Raw genomic sequence first — 16,785 nt, 5'->3', positions numbered from 1 at the left:
TTGCGCCTGTCTGCCATCCGTTCGAACGATGTCAGCGCCCGAAATCATCACTAGACCGTGCGGACGTGGTGCGTATCGGCCTAGGAGTGGTAAGATGGAGCCAGGCAGCTTCTGGAATGAAATTGCGTCCAGATAGCGTTTTCCCGCTGCACGATGAGTGTTTTTCGTGTTGCGGCCCGAATTTGGCAAACCGTTTTCTTTGGCGGGCCTCTGGCCGCCGCGCGTCGCCTTGCGATACTCTAGTGTAGTGGTAGTCTTTTAGTCATCGATCTCATCGGGAGACAGAGATGAAGAATGCCCCCATTTTCTTTGCTTATGCCGTCCTTGCCGCGTCCCTGACCTTGGGGTTTGCGGTGACGGCCCATGCGCAGGATCGCACCCTGATCAATGTCAGCTACGATCCTACCCGCGAGCTGTATCAGCAATTCAACGAGGCTTTTGTCACCCATTGGCAGCAGACCAAAGGCGAGACTGTCGCCATCCAGGTCACCCATGGCGGCTCCGGCGCCCAGGCCCGCACCGTCATCGACGGCCTCGAAGCCGACGTGGTGACGCTGGCGCTGGAAAGCGACATCAACGCCATTTCCGACGCCGACCCCACGCTGATCCCCGCCGATTGGCGCGGCACCTTTGAAAACAACAACGCACCCTACACCTCGACCATCGTCTTCCTGGTCCGCAAGGGCAATCCCAAGGCCATTGCCGATTGGGGCGACCTGACCAAGGAGGGGGTTGAAGTCATCACCCCCAATCCGAAAACCTCGGGCGGCGCCCGCTGGAACCTGCTGGCCGCCTGGGCCTGGGCCAAGGCACAGCCGGGCGGCACGGACGAAACGGCGCAGGCCTTCGTCACCGACCTCTATAAGCATGTTCCCGTGCTCGATACCGGCGCCCGTGGCTCCACCACCACCTTCGTCCAGCGCGGCATTGGCGATGTGCTGCTGGCCTGGGAAAACGAGGCCTATCTGGCGCTCGAAGAACTCGGCCCCGACGCCTTCGACATCGTCACGCCGTCGATCTCGATCCTGGCCGAACCGCCGGTAGCGCTGGTCGTCGGCAATGCCGAAAAGAAGGGGAATACCGACCTGGCCCAGGCCTATCTCGAATATCTCTATTCCGATGAAGGCCAGGCCATCGCCGCCGCCAATTACTACCGCCCCTTCAAGCCCGAACTGGCGGCCCCCGAAGACATCGCCCGCTTCGGCCCGGTCAATCTCGTCACCATCGCCGATTTCGGCGGCTGGCGCGAAGCCCAGCCCAAATTCTTCGGCGACGGCGGCATCTTCGACCAGATCTACACCGGCGCTCCGGCACAGTAGGCTCGCAGAGATCCCCACAAACTCGGTGTCATCCCGGCCTTGAGCCGGGACCCATCTTGAGATTTCAGGATGGGCCCCGGCTCAAGGCCGGGGTGACCCGGTGGGTGGAGCAGGGGATTTAATCCCCCTCAATGCACCGTCGCCTTCTCCACCGGCTTTTCATCCCCATCCGCGCCCAGCTTCGGCCCGGCCCAGAACACCAGATACAGCAGTTCTTCCCCCGCCGCGTCGGTGATTTCGATGGATCGCGGCAGCCGCGTATCGTCGCCCTTGCTCGCCGCGCGCTCGACGATCGCCTTGGCCAGCGCCGCCGCATTGTGCTCGGCGGCTTCCAGATCCGGCAATTCGCTGCCATCCCGATCCGGGATCAGCTCGTCGTCAGTGCGATAATGGAAAAAATACCGGGGCATGAGCGCCTCCCAGTCTGCCAGCTTCATTCCACGCCGTCGAGCCTGTGATACTGATGGCGCTGCCACAATAACGGCGACCGACCGGTTGTGGTTTCAGCCTCCACCACCGCCCCCGCAAACAGCACATGGCTGCCGGTTTCGATGGAGCCGATCACGTCGCAATCCAGCGCCGTCACCGCCCCTTCGAGCATCGGATGCCCCGAGGGCCATTGCCCCCATTTGCCGGTGTTGAAGCGCAAATCGGGATCCACCCGCCCGGCAAAGGCATCGCCCACCGCCGCCTGGTCATCGGCCAGCATGGCCAGCGAAAACCCGCCGGTCTTGGCGATCAGATCGGCCAGCCGGCTCATGATATCGATCGACACTAGCACGGTCGGCGGGTTCACCGTCAGCGACAGCATCGCCGTCACCGTGCGCCCGATCCGCTCATCGCCACGCCGCGCGGTCACTACGCTGACGGTGGAGGCCATCGCCGCCATCGCCGCACGGAATTCACTATTGCCCACCACCGGCCGGCGGGGAGGGTGCAGTCGCATCGCATCGGGCAGGTCGAAATCAGCCATCAGATTATTCAAGATCCTTCTCCGGGCTGTTCGGAAAACAGGTCGCGGAGTTTGTTGGGCACGCCTTCCATGGCCTTGGCGTTGTCTGGCGAGATACCCTTTTCGGTGATGTTCGGCCAGAGCCGTGCATATTTGCGGTTAAGCTCGATCCACGGCGCCATCTCCGGCTCGCCGTCCGGCTTGATGGCATCGATCGGACATTCCGGCTCGCACACCCCGCAATCTATGCACTCGTCTGGATTGATGGCCAGCATGTTTTCGCCCTCGTAGAAGCAATCCACCGGGCAAACCTCCACGCAATCCATATGCTTGCAGGCAATGCAGTCTTCGGTAACGACATAGGTCATTGGTGTTCTCGGCGGGCATAATGGTGCCCCAACCACAGTGTCACCCCGGCTCAAGGCCGGGATGACACCGAGTGTGTTGGGATTGCGTGGCTCACCCCAAATTCGCTTCCGCAAACTCGTAATTCGCCAGCTTGTCGAGGAAATTGCTCACATAATCCGGGCGGCGATTGCGGAAGTCGACGTAATAGCTGTGCTCCCACACATCCAGCCCCAGCAGCACCTTGCCTTCGCCGGTCGCCAGCGGATTGGACCCGTTCGCCGTCTTGGTCACCTTGAGCTTGCCGTCAGTGCCCAGCACCAGCCAGGCCCAGCCCGAACCGAACTGGCTCGTCGCCGCCGTCTTGAACTGCTCCTTGAACGCGTCCACCGAGCCCAGATCGCTGACGATCTTGGCTTCAAGCTTGCCCGGCAGCGCACCACCCTTGGGCGACAGCGCATTCCAGAAATGCATGTGGTTCCAGTGCTGCCCAGCATTGTTGAACACCGGCGCCAGCTCGGCCTTGCCGTTGGCGAAAGCGATGATCTCTTCCAGCGACTTGCCGGCCAGATCGGCATTCTTCTCGACGAACCCGTTCAGCGCCGTCACGTAGGCCTGATGGTGCTTGTCGTGGTGCAGCTCCAGCGTTTCCTGGCTCATGCCGCGTTCGGCAAGGGCGGCATGGGCATAGGGCAGGGCGGGAAGTTCAAAGGCCATCGTGGAGCTCCTTTATGGGCGGCGCTTGCATTTCCATGCCGCGCCAGTTAATTTCCAAGCAATGACTTTGAAAACCTCCGCAGCCAATATGTCAAGTCTGAACTTGGAAAATGCCGCGCCCGAAACGGTGACCTGGTCGCCGCGCAGCCCCGCTGAGCGGGTGCTGATGGCGCTCAAGATGCATGGCGCGCTGTCCTCCGCCGCCTTGGGCAGCCTGCTCGGCACCAGCGGCGAGGCTGCTCGCCAGCAATTGGCCCGGCTGGCCGAGGAAGGCCTGGTCGCCGCCACCAGCGAAGCGCGCGGCGTCGGCCGCCCCACCCAGAGCTGGAGCCTCACCCCTGCCGCGCAATCCCGTTTCCCCGACACCCATGCCGCCTTGACCGTGCAGCTGCTCGGCATCGTCCGCGATACGCTGGGTGAAGGCGCGCTCAACGCCCTCATCGCCGCCCGCGAAGCCGAAACCCGCGCCAGCTACGAAGCCGAACTGGCCGACCGCACCAGCCTGCGCGACAAGGTGGCAGCGCTGGCCGATCTGCGCTCCGCCGAAGGCTATATGGCCGATTGGCAGGAACAGCCCGATGGCTCGCTGCTGCTGGTGGAAAACCACTGTCCCATCTGCGCCGCCGCCACTGCCTGCCAGGGTTTTTGCCGCGCCGAACTGGACGTGTTCCGCGCCGTGCTCGGCCCCCAGACCCAAGTGGTGCGCAACGAACACATCGTCGCCGGCGCCCGGCGCTGCTCCTATTCCATCCGCGAGACCCACGCATGAGCGACGACAATCCCCGCCCGCCTCTGGGCACCCGCCACCAGCGCGTCGGCTGGGAAACCCCGCCCGATCTGGACGAAACGCTGATCCGCGCCGTCGTCGACAGCTTCTACGCCGACGTGCGGCTCGATCCCATGATCGGCCCGGTCTTCAACCGCATCATCGCCCCCGAAGCCTGGCCGCATCATCTCGATATCATCACCGATTTCTGGAGTTCGATGATGCTCGGCACCGGCCGCTATGCCGGCCGCCCCATGCCCAAGCACATGGCCATCCCCGAACTGGCCGACCCCCATTTCAGGCGCTGGCTCGCCCTGTTCCGCCGCACGGTGGAAACCCTCTGCCCGCCCCACATCGCCGCTCTGTTCATCGAACGCTCCGAACGCATCGGCAACAGCTTCCGCATGAACATCGCCATGCGCCGCGGCGAAGACATCATCAATTTGTCGCCCCTAGAACGCGAACCCGCCCCGAGCTGGACCCCGCCGAAGTAGCTGGCGGGTCCGGTCGTCCCAACAAACTCGATGTCATCCCGGCCTTGAGCTGGGACCCAGCCTGAGATGGGTGTTACCGACGTGATCGGGGGATGGGCCCCGGCTCAAGGCCGGGGTGACACCGGGGATGAATGCGCCGGGCGTGCAGTCGACACCCTCCCCCTTGCGGCGAGGGATCAAGGGTGGGGGTTGGCTAGCCCCACACCCCGCCGCGCACCATTATTCTCCCCATCCACCCATTCCCCCTCCATCCCCTCCAAAAATCCCCCCACGCCCCGACCAAACAGAATATTTTTCTCTAAACCCCGCATCCAAACGCCACCGCTCGCCTTGAGAAACGCGACCAATCCACTAGGGTCAGCGCGAACCGGGTAGGGAGGTCGAGATGAACTATACCGCCAAGACTGCCGCCTTCCGGGCCGTCGCTTGAGCAGCGTTGGGAGCCCACGTCGTGGCGGATTTTTCCGCCAGCCCAGCGTCATTCCCGGCTTCGGGCTGACGCTCGGTTTCACGCTGAGCTATTTTTCGCTGATCATCCTCATTCCGCTGGTCGCCCTGGCGATCCGCTCGGCCGGCCTCGGCCCCGAAGGCTTCTGGAAAGCCGCCACCGATGCGCGCGTGCTTGGTGCGCTCCGCGTCAGCTTCGTCAATGCGCTCATCGCCGCTGCTATCAATGTGGTGTTTGGCACACTGATCGCCTGGGTGCTGGTGCGTTACCGCTTTCCCGGCCGGCGCATTTTCGATGCCATTGTCGATCTGCCCTTTGCCCTGCCCACTGCCGTCGCCGGCATCGCGCTGACCGCGATCTATGCGCCCAATGGCGCTATCGGTTCGCTATTCGCCCCGCTCGGCTGGCGCATCGCCTACACCCCCCTTGGCATCGTCATCGCCATGATTTTCATTGGCCTGCCCTTTGTCGTCCGCACCATCCAGCCCATCCTGGAAGAGGTCAGTCACGAGGTCGAAGAGGCCAGCGCCACCCTGGGCGCCAACCGCTTCCAGACCATTTCCCGGGTCATCCTGCCCAGCCTGATGCCCGCCATTCTCACCGGCTTCGCCCTGGCTTTCGCCCGCGCCGTCGGCGAATACGGTTCGGTCATCTTCATCGCCGGCAACATTCCCTTCGTCTCGGAAATCGCGCCGCTGCTGATCGTCATCCGCCTCGAAGAAACCAATTATGCCGGCGCCGCCGCCATCGCCTCGGTCATGCTGATCATCTCTTTCCTGATGCTGTTCGCCATCAATCTCATTCAGGCCTGGAGCCGGCGGAGGTATGGTTATGGCAACTAAACTGCGCGCCCGGACCAAGCGCCGCGTTTCCCCCACCAGCGAAAGCCGCGCTGTGCAGTGGCTGCTGATCGCCATCGCCTTTGCCTTTATGGGGGTGATGCTGCTGCTGCCGCTCTACGCCGTGTTCCACGAGGCGTTTCTCAAGGGCATTGGCGGGTTCTTGGCCGCATTGGGTGAAAAGGACGCCCAGGCCGCCATCCGCCTGACCCTGCTGGTCGCCGCCATCGCCGTGCCGCTCAATGTCGTGTTCGGGATCGCCGCCTCCTGGGCCATCGCCAAATTCGAGTTCAAGGGCAAGGCCTTCCTCATCACCCTGATCGACCTGCCATTCTCGGTCTCGCCGGTGATTTCCGGCCTGGTCTATGTGCTGCTGTTCGGGGCAGGGAGCTTTCTCGGCCCCTTCCTCAAATCCTACGGCATTGAAATCCTCTTCGCCCTGCCGGGCATTGTCCTCGCCACCATTTTCGTCACCTTCCCCTTCGTCGCCCGCGAGTTGATCCCGCTGATGCAGGATCAGGGCACTGGCGACGAGGAAGCCGCCCTGTCATTGGGCGCCAATGGCTGGCAAACCTTCTGGCGCGTCACCCTGCCCAATATCAAATGGGGCCTGCTCTATGGGGTGTTGCTGTGCAATGCCCGCGCCATGGGCGAGTTCGGCGCCGTCGCCGTGGTTTCAGGAAAGATCCGCGGTCAGACCACCACCATGCCGCTGCAGGTGGAAATGCTTTACAATGAATATAACGCCACGGCGGCCTTCGCCCTGGCCTCCCTGCTGGCCATGTTGGCGCTGGTCACGCTGGTGTTGAAGTCGGCGCTGGAATGGCGTTTCGGCGAAGAAATCGCCGCCAGCGCCAATCACTGAATAGGATCAAGAGTCTATGGAAGTTCGCGTTCAAAATGTGCGCAAGGAATTCGACCGGTTCCCGGCGCTGCATGATGTGTCGCTCGATATTCATTCGGGCGAACTGATCGCGCTGCTCGGCCCCTCCGGCTCGGGCAAGACCACCTTGCTGCGTCTCATCGCTGGCCTCGAAATGCCCACCGCCGGCAAGATTTTCTTCGGCGATACCGACGCTTCGGAAAAGACCGTGCAGGAGCGCAATATCGGCTTCGTGTTCCAGCACTATGCCCTGTTCCGCCACATGACCATTCTCGACAACATCGCCTTTGGCCTAAAGGTCCGGCCGCGCTCCAGCCGCCCCCCATCCGGCGAAATCCGTCGCCGCGCCATGGAGCTGCTCGATCTGGTCCAGCTCTCCGGCCTTGAAAAGCGCTATCCCAATCAGCTCTCCGGCGGTCAGCGCCAGCGCGTCGCCCTGGCGCGGGCTCTCGCCATCGAGCCGGCGGTGCTGTTGCTCGACGAACCTTTCGGCGCGCTCGACGCCCAGGTCCGTCGCGAGCTGCGCAAATGGCTGCGCGAAATCCATGACCGCACCGGCCACACCACCGTCTTCGTCACCCATGATCAGGAAGAAGCCCTCGAACTCTCCGACCGCCTCTGCGTCATGAGCCAGGGCCGCATCGAACAGGTCGGCTCCCCCGATACGGTTTACGACCACCCGACCTCGCCCTTCGTTTTCGGCTTTATCGGTGAATCCAGCGAACTGCCCGTTACGGTCGAAAACAACGAGCTATGGGTCGGCGGTCGCGCCATCGGTATTCCCGCCGGCGACACCCCCGAGGGCGAAGCCCGGCTGTTCTTCCGCCCGCATGATATTGACCTGATCGAGGCCGACGCCTCGCTGGCCGGCGTGGTCAGCACGGCCCGTCGCGTTGGCGGCACCAGACGCGTCGAATTGGAAATCGGCGGCGAGGGCTACAAGGTCGAAATCGACCTGCCTTTCGATCATCCGGCGGGCGAAAAAACCCGCATCGCCTTCCGCCCCCGCCGCTGGACCCTGTTTCCGGCGGGTTGAGGCAGAAAACCGCAAGAAAACTGTCAGCATGCTGCAAGAAAACTGCCCCTTTCTGGCGGCATGCTGGCTATTCTTCGTCGCCTTTCACCGCCTCCATCGACACATGGGTGCTGGTATGGGCGACATGGGGCAGGGCGGAAATCCGCTCGCCCAACACCTCGCGATAGTCGGCAATATCCTTGGTCCGCACCTTGAGCAGATAGTCAAAACTCGAAGCAATCATATGGGCTTGCTCCACTTCGGGGATGGCCCGCACCGCCTGATTGAACGCCGCCAGCGCCGCCTTGCGCGTATCGCTCAGCTTCACCTCGACAAACGCCACATGCGGCAATCCGAGCCGTTTTGGGTCCAGAACCGCCCGATAACCCAGAATATACCCAGCCTTCTCCAGCCGCGAAATCCTTGATTGACAAGGGGTTTTGCTCAAATTCACTCGCCGGCTCAGCTCCGCCACGCTGATCCGTCCGTCGGCGGCCAGCTCCCGCAAAATATTGCGGTCGATCTGGTCCAATGTCTCGTAGCTGACGGTTTTCATGGGCGAAGCTCCTGCGCAATGCCCGCAAGATAACGCCTCCCGCCACGAACTTCCACACAATCAGGCGAAACGCCTGCCGCGTCTCTGGCACTCTCATCTGGTCTCAGGAGCTTCCAGTGTCCGCCATCATCACCGCCCGCCAGTCCCTCCGCGCCCATAACCTCGCCGACGAAACCCATCTGGTTCAAGCACTTGTCGCCGCCACCGGACTCTCGTCCGCCGACCGCGCGACGATTTCGGCGCAGGCGGAAACGCTGGTCACCACCGTCCGCAAGGGCAATCGCCTCGGCCTGATGGAGAGCTTCCTCGCCGAATATGGCCTGGCCACCGACGAAGGCGTCGCACTGATGTCGCTGGCCGAAGCGCTGCTCCGTGTCCCCGATGCCGAAACCGTCGACGCGCTGATCCACGACAAGGTCGGCGGCTCCGATTGGGCCAGCCATTTCGGTAGCTCCACCAATCAGTTAGTCAACTTCTCCTCCTGGGCCCTGAGCCTCACCGCCGACGTGCTCGGCGACCCGGAAGTCGGCCCGAAAAACGCTTTGCACCGCGCCATCGCCCGGCTGGGCGAGCCTGTGATCCGCACCGCCGTCGCCCAGGCCATGCGCCTGCTCGGCAGCCAATTCGTCTTCGGTCGCAACATCGACGAAGCCATCGTCAACGCCAAAAAGCCCGAGGCGCTGGGCTATTCCTACTCCTACGACATGCTCGGCGAAGCCGCCCGCACCAGCGCCGACGCCGCCCGCTATTTCGACGCCTATGCCGCCGCCATCGCCAGCCTGGCCCCGCATTGCACCGCTGCTTCCGTCCGCGACAATCCCGGCATTTCCGTCAAACTCTCGGCGCTGCACCCCCGCTACGAGTTCGCGCAACGCCACCGCGTCATGGTCGAACTGGTTGAGTTGACTCGCAAACTCGCTTTGGCCGCCAAGGCTGCCAATATGGGTTTCAACATCGACGCCGAAGAAGCCGACCGCCTCGATCTCTCGCTCGACATCATCGCCGCAGTCCTCGCCACGCCCGAACTCGCCGGCTGGGACGGCTTCGGCGTTGTCGTCCAGGCCTATGGCAAACGCGTGCTGCCGCTGATCGACTGGCTCGACGCCACCGCCAAATCGCTGGGTCGCCGCATCATGGTCCGGCTGGTCAAGGGCGCCTATTGGGACGCCGAGATCAAGCGCGCGCAGGTGCTTGGCCTCGACGGCTACCCGGTGTTCACCCGCAAGGCCTCGACCGATATCAGCTACATCGCCGCCGCAAAAAAGCTGTTCGCCGCCAGTTCCATCTACCCCCAATTCGCCACCCACAACGCCCACACCGCCGCCGCCGTGCTGCATCTCGCCGCAGAAGCCGGGCGCTTCAACGACAGCTTCGAGTTCCAGCGCCTGCACGGCATGGGCGAGCGCCTGCATGAGGTGCTGCGCAGCAATCACGGCACCCGCACCCGCATCTACGCCCCGGTCGGCGCCCACAAGGACCTGCTGGCCTATCTCGTCCGGCGCCTGCTCGAAAACGGCGCAAACGGTTCATTTGTCTATCAAATCGCCGACGCGGATATTCCCGCCAGCGTGGTCGCCGAAGACCCGATCAGCAAAATTGAGGCCCTGGCCTCGATCCCCAGCTCCGCCATCCCCGCGCCTCTGGCCATCTTCGCCCCCCGCGTAAACTCCGCCGGCCTCGACCTCACCGACCCCATCGCCTTCCCTTCCATGGACGCTGCGCGCAACGCCTTCCAGGCCACGCAGTGGCACGCCACGCCCCTCTTTACCTCTCCCTCCGGGGGAGAGGTCGACCCGCAGGGTCGGGTGAGGGGGCCTGCCACAGAACTGACCAACCCCGCCAACTCCTCTGATATCCTTGGCTCCGTGGTCAGCGCCTCAACCCAGGACCTCACCTCCGCCATCGCGGCCGCTACCACCTCCACCTGGGCCCAAACCCCAGCCGCCACTCGCGCCAATCTCCTCCGTGCCACCGCCGACCTCTACGAGGCTAACGCTGCCGAATTCTTCGCGCTGCTCGCCCGCGAAGCTGGTAAGTCTTGGGCCGACGCCGTTGCCGAATTGCGCGAAGCCGTTGATTTTCTGCGCTATTACGCCGAGCAAGCCGAGGCCCAGCCGCTCGCCGCGCCGCGTGGTCCGTTTGCCGCCATTTCGCCGTGGAATTTCCCGCTGGCTATTTTCACCGGCCAGATTGCGGCTGCACTGGTGGCCGGCAATCCGGTGCTAGCCAAGCCCGCTCCGCAGACCCCGCTGATCGCCTTCCGCGCCGTGCAGCTGATGCACCAGGCCGGTATCCCCGCCGACGCCATCCAGCTGCTGCCGGGTGGCGGTGAAGTCGGCGCTGCCCTCTCGTCCAATCCCGCCATTGCCGGCGTCGTCTTCACCGGCTCGCTGCCGACCGCCCGCCGCATCGACCGCGCCATGGCCGCCAATCTCGCCCCCATGGCGCCGCTGATCGCCGAAACCGGCGGCCTCAACGCCATGGTGGTGGATTCGACCGCGCTGCCGGAACAGGCGGTGCGCGACATCCTCGCCTCCGCCTTCCAGTCCGCCGGCCAGCGCTGCTCGGCCCTACGCATCCTCTATGTGCAGGAGGACGCCGCCGAGCGCACGCTTGAGATGCTGAAGGGGGCAATGGACGAACTGACGCTGGGCAACCCCTGGGCGCTGGCCACCGATATCGGCCCGGTCATCGACGAAGCCGCACGGACAAAAATCCAAGCACATATCGATAGTTACGCGCGTTCGGGGAATCTGATTCATCGCTTGAAGACGCCGGAAACCGGCCATTTCGTCGCCCCGACCGTGCTGCGCGTCAGTGGCATCGAAGCCCTCAAGGAAGAAATCTTCGGCCCCGTTCTCCACGTCGCTACTTTCAAATCTGGCGAGCTTGATGCGGTGATCGCCGCCATCAATGCCGCGGGCTATGGCCTCACCTTTGGCCTCCATACCCGCATTTCCTCCCGCGTGCGCGCCCTCTCCAGCAGCGTCCGCGCCGGCAATATCTACGTCAATCGCAACCAGATCGGTGCGGTGGTGGGCTCGCAGCCCTTTGGCGGCGAAGGCCTCTCCGGCACAGGCCCCAAGGCAGGCGGCCCGCATTATCTGCCGCGCTTCACTCAGGCCCTACGCCCCGCCGAGACCGCTGCGTTGCCGCTCCCAGGTCCCACCGGCGAGAGCAACATCCTCCACACCGCCCCGCGCGGCCGCGTCCTCTGCCTTGGCCCCACCCCGGCCGATCAGCAGGCCCAGGCGATCATGGCCGCGACGCTCGGCAATACAGCCATCCTCGCCGAGCTCGACCTCGACACGCTCAGCCATTCCACCAGCTTCGAAGCGGTGGCCTATTTCGCCGCTGACAGCACGCTACGCGCCATCCGCATCGCCCTCAGCGCCCGCGATGGCGCCATCCTGCCGCTGCTGACGTCGGTGGACGAAGCCCCTCGGCTACTGCTCGAACGCCATGTCTGCATCGACACCACGGCCGCCGGCGGCAATGCCAGCCTGCTGGCTCAGGCGGGATAGTCCCTTGACGGCCTGCTCGCCAACGGCTGAAACACTGCCACCCCTATTGTCCCGGAGTCTCCCATGAATCCCGTCCTCACCACCCGCATGGCAGCGCTCCGCGCCCGCATGGCCGCCACCAAAACCGATCTGGTGGTCATCGGCCCCTCCAGCCACATGCTTTATCTGGCCGATCTGTCGCCGCATGGCGACGAGCGCCCGGTGTTGCTGATGGTCAGCCAGAGCTTTGCCGGCTTCCTGATGCCGGCGCTCAATGTCGACAGCGCCCGCCAGAACACCGATCTGCCCTTCTTCCCCTGGACCGATGCCGATGGCCCCCATGCCGCGCTGGTCCAGTTGCTCGATGCCACTGGCGTGCCGCGCATCAGCCCCTCCATCGTGCTCGACGAAACCATGCGCGCTGATTTTGCCCTGCTGGTGCTCGATGCACTTCCCGGCGCGCATCGCCGCTTCACCGACGACACGGTGGGTTATCTGCGCTCGCGCAAGGACGACGCCGAATATGATGCGCTCAAAAAGAGCGCCGTGCTCAATGACGCCGCCATGGCTGCCGGCTTTGCCGCCTTGCGCCCCGGCATCACCGAGCGCGAAGTGGCCACCGCCATCCGCGAGTTCTACAAGGCTAATGGCGCCACCACCGAGTTTTGTTCGGTCTGCTTCGGCCCCAATGGCGCCTTCCCGCATCACCACACCGGCGATACCCCGCTCAAGGCCGGCGATGCGGTGCTGATCGATACTGGCGCCCGCATCCATGGCTATCCGTCCGACATGACCCGCGTCGGCTATCTCGGCGCGGCCCCAGAGGGTTTTGGCCAGATCCATTCCATCCTTGATCGCGCCGTCGCCGCCGCCATCACAGCGTCCAAGCCCGGCGCCAAGGCCAGCGATATCGACAAGGCCGCCCGCGACGTCATCACCGCCGCCGGTTACGGTCCCAATTTCCTCCATCGCACCGGCCATGGCCTGGGCATCGATATCCACGAAACGCCCTACATCACCGCCACTTCCGAGACGGTGCTGGAAGAGGGCATGTGCTTCTCCATCGAGCCCGGCATTTACCTGCAGGGCCAGTTCGGCCTGCGCCTCGAAGAGATCGTCATCATCCGCAATGGGGTTGCCGAAATCCTCTCCGACATGCCGCGCGACGCCGTGGTCGGCGGCGTCTGATGGTTGCGCCGACGCTGCAGACCGAGCGGCTCATCCTGCGGGGTCACACCGCCGATGATCTTTCCGGCTGCAGCCGGCTTTGGGCCGATCCCGAGGTCACCCGCTTCATCGGCGGGCGGCCCAATACGCCCGAGGAAGTATGGCGGCGCATCCTTGCCTATGCTGGCCATTGGCAACTGCTGGGTTACGGATATTTCCTGGCCACCGACCGGCAGACAGGGGAGGTCGTCGGCGAATTCGGCCTCGCCAATTTCCAGCGCGAGATCGATCCGCCCTTTGGCGACACGCCGGAGGCCGGCTGGGCCATGCTGCCGCACTATCACGGCAGGGGCCTCGCGCGCGAAGCGCTGACGGCGCTGCTGGCCTGGGCCGACCCGTCGGTGCCCCGCTCGGTCTGCATGATCGACCCGGACAATGCCGCCTCGCTCCGTCTCGCTGCGGCGCTCGGCTATGTCGAATATGCTCGCACCAATTATAAGGGTGATGCGACGGTCCTGCTCGAGCGCCTCGCTTCGCGCGCCGACTGATCACAGCTGCGGCGGCGGGGAACTTTCACTCCCCAGCCTAGTTCTGTTCTCCATCATCTAAGGAGAACGACTATGGCTCGTGGAATGCCCTCAATGACTGCGCTTCTCGGTCTGCTGGCGGTTGCCGGCTATCAGAACCGCGACAAGATCGGTGAGTTCCTCCAGCGCCAGCAGGCCGGTCACACCGGCGTCGGTGATGGTTCGGCCCAGCCCGCCATGGGCAGTGGCCAGCCGGGCGGCAATGCCAACAATCTGGGCGGCGCGCTGGGCGATCTGTTCAGCGGCGATAGCAGCAATCCCAATTCGCTTGGCAATGTGATCAATGCCGGCCTCGGCAGCCTGCTCGAAACCTTCCGCGCCAACGGGCAGGGCGATGTCGCCGATTCCTGGGTCAAGGACGGTCCGGCCCGCCGCCTCGAGACCGATCAGCTGGCGCAGGCTATCGGCCCCGAGACGCTGGATGATTTGCAAAAGCAGACTGGCCTAACCCGCGACGAGCTGCTCTCGCGCCTGTCGCAAAACCTGCCCGATGCCGTCGACAAATTCACCCCGGATAGCCGTATCCCCAGCACCGAGGAAGCCTCGAAGCTGATCTAGCGCCCCGTGACAATGCTTCCTGCGGACTCAGTCTGCGGGAAGCGCTTTGCTAGCACAGCACGACGGTGACGCCGCTCTTGAGCAGGCTCTGTTCGGTGGCCGCCTGGGGCGGCATCGCGTCGGTCACGAAATAGCTGAATTCCGATAGCGAGGCCACGCGGACGGCGGCGGTGCGCATCCATTTGCTGGCATCGGCGGCCAGATAGCGCGTGCGCGAATTCTGCAGGATGGCTGTGGTGATCTGGGCGTCTTCATAGCTGAAATCGAGCGCCCCGCTGGTGGGGTGCAGCCCGCCGGCGCCGACCACGGCATGGGTGGCGTGGAATTTTTCAAAGTAGCGGATGGTTTCGGGGCCGACCACGTCGCGGTCATTGGCGCGCCACACGCCGCCGGCCAGATGCAGCTCGATGCCAGCCATCTCACCCAGGATCAGCGCCACCTCGATATTATTGGTCACCACCGTCAGCCCGACATGCAGGCGCAGCGCCTCAGCGGTGAAGCGCACGGTGGTGCCGATGCCCAGAAACACCGTCGAGCCATTGGGGATGTCTGCAGCGATGCGGGCGGCAATCCGGCGCTTGGCGTCGCTATGCAGGCCGGCGCGGGCATTGATCGGGGTATTTTGCGGCATCACCGGCAAATCGACCCCGCCATGCAGCCGCCGCGCCAGCCCCAGCGCGCAGAGCACATTGATATCGCGGCGAATGCTCTGCGTGGTCAGGCCGTATTCCTGCGCCAACAGGTCGATCTGCTGCGCCCCCCGCGCGCCGATGCGCGCCAGGATATCGTTCTGCCGGTGGGAGAGCTTGGGGGCCGACATCTTATTCCAGGAACAGGCGGGGATTGTCGGAAATGACGCCGCCCAGCCCGGCATCCCAGAAGGGAGCCATTTGTGCCGGATCGTTGCAGGTCCAGGTGCGGACGACGATGCCGCGCTCCCGCGCCCGGTCGAGCACGTTGAAGCTGAGCGCCCGGTAGTGCAGGTGGATGGCGGTGGCCGGAATGGCCGCGACGACATCCAGCCAGTCGGCGGGCAACTCGCTCCACAGCATGGCCAGCTCGTAAGACGGGTCGAGCTGGTGCATCGCCTTGAGGCATTCGGCATCAAAGCTCGAGATCATCACCCGCACGCTGGGCGGGCGATTGCGCAGGCAGTCATGCACCGTGCGCGTCAGCTGCTCGAGCGATTTGTGATGCTCGTGCTGCTTGATCTCCACATTGACGTTGATGCCCAGCTCGGCCAATGCATCCAGCACTTCGGGCAGGGGCGACAGCTTTTCGCCCCGGAATTCCGGGCCAAACCAGAGGCCGGCATCGAGCCCCGCCAGATCGGCGGCAACGATGTCGCCCAGCGAACCCTTGCCACTCGTGGTGCGGTCGAGCGTGACGTCATGGATCACCACTGGCGTGCCATCGGCGAGCAGGGCCACGTCGAGTTCGACCCAGGTAGCCCCCTGGTCGCGCGCCGCGCGAAAGGCGGCGATGGTGTTTTCCGGGGCCACGGCAGAGGCGCCGCGATGAGCTTGAACTTCCTCGGTGCTGCGAGGGCGGCGTTCGGTCATTGTCTTATTCCCTGATGGCGCGCCCGTTTCAGTCGGTGCGGCGCCCGGTTTCACGATTGAACGGATGCAGGTCCGTCGAGTTGACATAGAGCGACGCCAAAGCGCCTTCGCGCGTTGCCGTACGCGCCGGCACGGCGGCGACGATCACCTGGCCACTGCCGTCCAGCCGCATATGCAGATGGGTCTCGCCGCCGATTGGTTCGTAGAGCTCCACCGTGGCATGCAGTGTGATATGCGGCTCTTCGGGTGGGGCCATATGGATGGTGTCGGGGCGGATGCCCACCAGATCCGTGCCAGCGGGCAGATTGAGTTCACCCTTGTCGCGCAGATAGTCGATATCGATCAAATTCATCGGCGGCGAGCCGATAAAGCCGGCGACGAACAGCGTCTCCGGCCGCTCATAGAGGGCCAGCGGCACGCCCACCTGCTCTATGCTGCCGCCATTCATCACCACCAGCCGGTCGGCCAGGGTCATGGCTTCGAGTTGGTCGTGGGTCACGTAAACGCTGGTGGTGGCGAGGCTCCGCTGTAGGCGCTTGATTTCGATGCGCATCTGCCCGCGCAGCTTGGCATCGAGATTGCTCAGCGGCTCGTCGAACAGGAAGGCCTTGGGCTGGCGGACGATGGCGCGGCCCATGGCGACACGCTGGCGCTGCCCACCCGACAATTGCCGCGGACGGCGGTCGAGAAAGGCGTCGATTTCCAGAATCCGCGCGGCTTCGTTGACGCGGCGGTCGATTTCGTCGCGCGGGGTGCCGCGGTTCTTGAGCCCATATTCCAGATTGCCGCGCACCGTCATATGCGGATAGAGCGCATAATTCTGGAACACCATCGCAATGTCGCGCTCGGCCGGCTCCTTGTTGTTGACCACCGCACCATCGATGGAAATCGTGCCTTCGGTGATGGTTTCGAGGCCGGCGATCATCCGCAGCAGGGTGGACTTGCCGCAGCCCGACGGCCCCACCAGCACGACCAATTCCCCATCGGGGATGGTCAGGTCGACGCCGTGGATCGCGGTGACGGCGCCGGCATAGACCTTCTTGACGCCTTTGATGTCGATGCTTGCCATTGTTA

Annotated in this window: 18 protein-coding genes; 10 read left to right on the top strand and 8 right to left on the bottom strand. The window is 64.1% G+C overall.

Annotated elements, in window-relative coordinates:
• Positions 1-287: 287 nt before the first annotated feature.
• Positions 288-1,319, top strand: coding sequence for a sulfate ABC transporter substrate-binding protein (locus tag ACX3OW_RS16995; RefSeq protein WP_459096980.1), 1,032 nt, complete (start codon positions 288-290; stop codon positions 1,317-1,319).
• Positions 1,320-1,447: 128 nt separating this feature from the next.
• Here the strand turns inward: ACX3OW_RS16995 and ACX3OW_RS16990 are convergent, their stop codons facing one another.
• The 4 genes from ACX3OW_RS16990 to ACX3OW_RS16975 form a co-directional block, all read right to left on the bottom strand.
• A complete protein-coding gene (locus ACX3OW_RS16990; protein WP_459096979.1) occupies positions 1,448-1,729 on the bottom strand; it encodes a DUF6894 family protein in 282 nt (93 codons plus the stop codon).
• 23 nt (positions 1,730-1,752) lie between these two features.
• On the bottom strand, positions 1,753-2,304 hold the full coding sequence (locus ACX3OW_RS16985) for a flavin reductase family protein (protein ID WP_459096978.1): 552 nt from the start codon (positions 2,302-2,304) through the stop codon (positions 1,753-1,755).
• A complete protein-coding gene (fdxA, locus tag ACX3OW_RS16980) occupies positions 2,301-2,639 on the bottom strand; it encodes a ferredoxin FdxA (protein ID WP_459096977.1) in 339 nt (112 codons plus the stop codon). Before fdxA ends, ACX3OW_RS16985 begins: the two co-directional genes overlap by 4 nt.
• 91 nt (positions 2,640-2,730) lie before the next feature.
• Entirely contained in the window at positions 2,731-3,333 is a 603-nt protein-coding gene (locus ACX3OW_RS16975; protein WP_459096976.1) for a superoxide dismutase, read from the bottom strand.
• Positions 3,334-3,421: 88 nt separating this feature from the next.
• Here ACX3OW_RS16975 and ACX3OW_RS16970 point away from each other — a divergent pair, with 88 nt between their 5' ends.
• From ACX3OW_RS16970 to ACX3OW_RS16950, 5 genes are all read left to right on the top strand, one after another.
• Entirely contained in the window at positions 3,422-4,102 is a 681-nt protein-coding gene (locus tag ACX3OW_RS16970; protein ID WP_459096975.1) for a helix-turn-helix transcriptional regulator, read from the top strand.
• Positions 4,099-4,593: a group III truncated hemoglobin gene (locus ACX3OW_RS16965; protein ID WP_459096974.1), complete on the top strand. Its 495-nt coding sequence runs from the start codon at positions 4,099-4,101 to the stop codon at positions 4,591-4,593. Before ACX3OW_RS16970 ends, ACX3OW_RS16965 begins: the two co-directional genes overlap by 4 nt.
• A gap of 426 nt (positions 4,594-5,019) precedes the next feature.
• Positions 5,020-5,883 (top strand): sulfate ABC transporter permease subunit CysT, encoded by an 864-nt coding sequence (gene cysT / locus ACX3OW_RS16960; protein WP_459096973.1) that lies wholly within the window; start codon positions 5,020-5,022, stop codon positions 5,881-5,883.
• Positions 5,867-6,745, top strand: coding sequence for a sulfate ABC transporter permease subunit CysW (gene cysW, locus ACX3OW_RS16955; RefSeq protein ID WP_459096972.1), 879 nt, complete (start codon positions 5,867-5,869; stop codon positions 6,743-6,745). Before cysT ends, cysW begins: the two co-directional genes overlap by 17 nt.
• Positions 6,746-6,761: 16 nt before the next feature.
• Positions 6,762-7,799, top strand: coding sequence for a sulfate/molybdate ABC transporter ATP-binding protein (locus ACX3OW_RS16950; RefSeq protein WP_459096971.1), 1,038 nt, complete (start codon positions 6,762-6,764; stop codon positions 7,797-7,799).
• Positions 7,800-7,866: 67 nt separating this feature from the next.
• Here ACX3OW_RS16950 and ACX3OW_RS16945 read toward each other — a convergent pair whose 3' ends face one another.
• Entirely contained in the window at positions 7,867-8,334 is a 468-nt protein-coding gene (locus ACX3OW_RS16945; RefSeq protein ID WP_459096970.1) for an Lrp/AsnC family transcriptional regulator, read from the bottom strand.
• Positions 8,335-8,450: 116 nt separating this feature from the next.
• Between ACX3OW_RS16945 and putA the strand changes: the two genes are divergently transcribed.
• The 4 genes from putA to ACX3OW_RS16925 all read left to right on the top strand — a co-directional run bounded on the left by putA (position 8,451) and on the right by ACX3OW_RS16925 (position 14,149).
• Positions 8,451-11,858: a bifunctional proline dehydrogenase/L-glutamate gamma-semialdehyde dehydrogenase PutA gene (gene putA, locus ACX3OW_RS16940; RefSeq protein WP_459096969.1), complete on the top strand. Its 3,408-nt coding sequence runs from the start codon at positions 8,451-8,453 to the stop codon at positions 11,856-11,858.
• Positions 11,859-11,921: 63 nt separating this feature from the next.
• A complete protein-coding gene (locus ACX3OW_RS16935) occupies positions 11,922-13,025 on the top strand; it encodes a M24 family metallopeptidase (RefSeq protein WP_459096968.1) in 1,104 nt (367 codons plus the stop codon).
• Entirely contained in the window at positions 13,025-13,552 is a 528-nt protein-coding gene (locus ACX3OW_RS16930) for a GNAT family N-acetyltransferase (RefSeq protein ID WP_459096967.1), read from the top strand. Before ACX3OW_RS16935 ends, ACX3OW_RS16930 begins: the two co-directional genes overlap by 1 nt.
• 93 nt (positions 13,553-13,645) lie before the next feature.
• On the top strand, positions 13,646-14,149 hold the full coding sequence (locus tag ACX3OW_RS16925; RefSeq protein ID WP_459096966.1) for a YidB family protein: 504 nt from the start codon (positions 13,646-13,648) through the stop codon (positions 14,147-14,149).
• 49 nt (positions 14,150-14,198) lie between these two features.
• On the opposite strand, the gene ACX3OW_RS16920 is transcribed toward ACX3OW_RS16925, so the two are convergent.
• From ACX3OW_RS16920 to ugpC, 3 genes are read right to left on the bottom strand one after another with little or no spacing between them, the layout of a single operon-like run.
• Positions 14,199-14,969, bottom strand: coding sequence for a DeoR/GlpR family DNA-binding transcription regulator (locus ACX3OW_RS16920; protein WP_459096965.1), 771 nt, complete (start codon positions 14,967-14,969; stop codon positions 14,199-14,201).
• Position 14,970: 1 nt separating this feature from the next.
• Positions 14,971-15,711, bottom strand: coding sequence for a glycerophosphoryl diester phosphodiesterase (locus ACX3OW_RS16915; protein ID WP_459096964.1), 741 nt, complete (start codon positions 15,709-15,711; stop codon positions 14,971-14,973).
• Positions 15,712-15,739: 28 nt separating this feature from the next.
• Positions 15,740-16,780: a sn-glycerol-3-phosphate ABC transporter ATP-binding protein UgpC gene (gene ugpC, locus ACX3OW_RS16910; RefSeq protein ID WP_459096963.1), complete on the bottom strand. Its 1,041-nt coding sequence runs from the start codon at positions 16,778-16,780 to the stop codon at positions 15,740-15,742.
• Between the last annotated feature and the right edge of the window lie 5 nt (positions 16,781-16,785).

Source organism: Devosia sp. A449, from assembly GCF_054489375.1.
The sequence above is the reverse complement of the archived record's forward strand: the minus strand, read 5'-3'. Positions and strand labels throughout refer to the sequence as shown.

Excerpts from the sequence above, each read along its gene's own strand:
- ACX3OW_RS16995 (WP_459096980.1), top strand. The coding sequence starts at position 288 with ATGAAGAATGCCCCCATTTTCTTTGCTTATGCCGTCCTTGCCGCGTCC.
- ACX3OW_RS16990 (WP_459096979.1), bottom strand. The coding sequence starts at position 1,729 with ATGCCCCGGTATTTTTTCCATTATCGCACTGACGACGAGCTGATCCCG.
- fdxA (WP_459096977.1), bottom strand. The coding sequence starts at position 2,639 with ATGACCTATGTCGTTACCGAAGACTGCATTGCCTGCAAGCATATGGAT.
- ACX3OW_RS16975 (WP_459096976.1), bottom strand. The coding sequence starts at position 3,333 with ATGGCCTTTGAACTTCCCGCCCTGCCCTATGCCCATGCCGCCCTTGCC.
- ACX3OW_RS16970 (WP_459096975.1), top strand. The coding sequence starts at position 3,422 with ATGTCAAGTCTGAACTTGGAAAATGCCGCGCCCGAAACGGTGACCTGG.
- ACX3OW_RS16965 (WP_459096974.1), top strand. The coding sequence starts at position 4,099 with ATGAGCGACGACAATCCCCGCCCGCCTCTGGGCACCCGCCACCAGCGC.
- cysW (WP_459096972.1), top strand. The coding sequence starts at position 5,867 with ATGGTTATGGCAACTAAACTGCGCGCCCGGACCAAGCGCCGCGTTTCC.
- ACX3OW_RS16950 (WP_459096971.1), top strand. The coding sequence starts at position 6,762 with ATGGAAGTTCGCGTTCAAAATGTGCGCAAGGAATTCGACCGGTTCCCG.
- ACX3OW_RS16945 (WP_459096970.1), bottom strand. The coding sequence starts at position 8,334 with ATGAAAACCGTCAGCTACGAGACATTGGACCAGATCGACCGCAATATT.
- ACX3OW_RS16935 (WP_459096968.1), top strand. The coding sequence starts at position 11,922 with ATGAATCCCGTCCTCACCACCCGCATGGCAGCGCTCCGCGCCCGCATG.
- ACX3OW_RS16930 (WP_459096967.1), top strand. The coding sequence starts at position 13,025 with ATGGTTGCGCCGACGCTGCAGACCGAGCGGCTCATCCTGCGGGGTCAC.
- ACX3OW_RS16925 (WP_459096966.1), top strand. The coding sequence starts at position 13,646 with ATGACTGCGCTTCTCGGTCTGCTGGCGGTTGCCGGCTATCAGAACCGC.
- ACX3OW_RS16920 (WP_459096965.1), bottom strand. The coding sequence starts at position 14,969 with ATGTCGGCCCCCAAGCTCTCCCACCGGCAGAACGATATCCTGGCGCGC.
- ACX3OW_RS16915 (WP_459096964.1), bottom strand. The coding sequence starts at position 15,711 with ATGACCGAACGCCGCCCTCGCAGCACCGAGGAAGTTCAAGCTCATCGC.
- ugpC (WP_459096963.1), bottom strand. The coding sequence starts at position 16,780 with ATGGCAAGCATCGACATCAAAGGCGTCAAGAAGGTCTATGCCGGCGCC.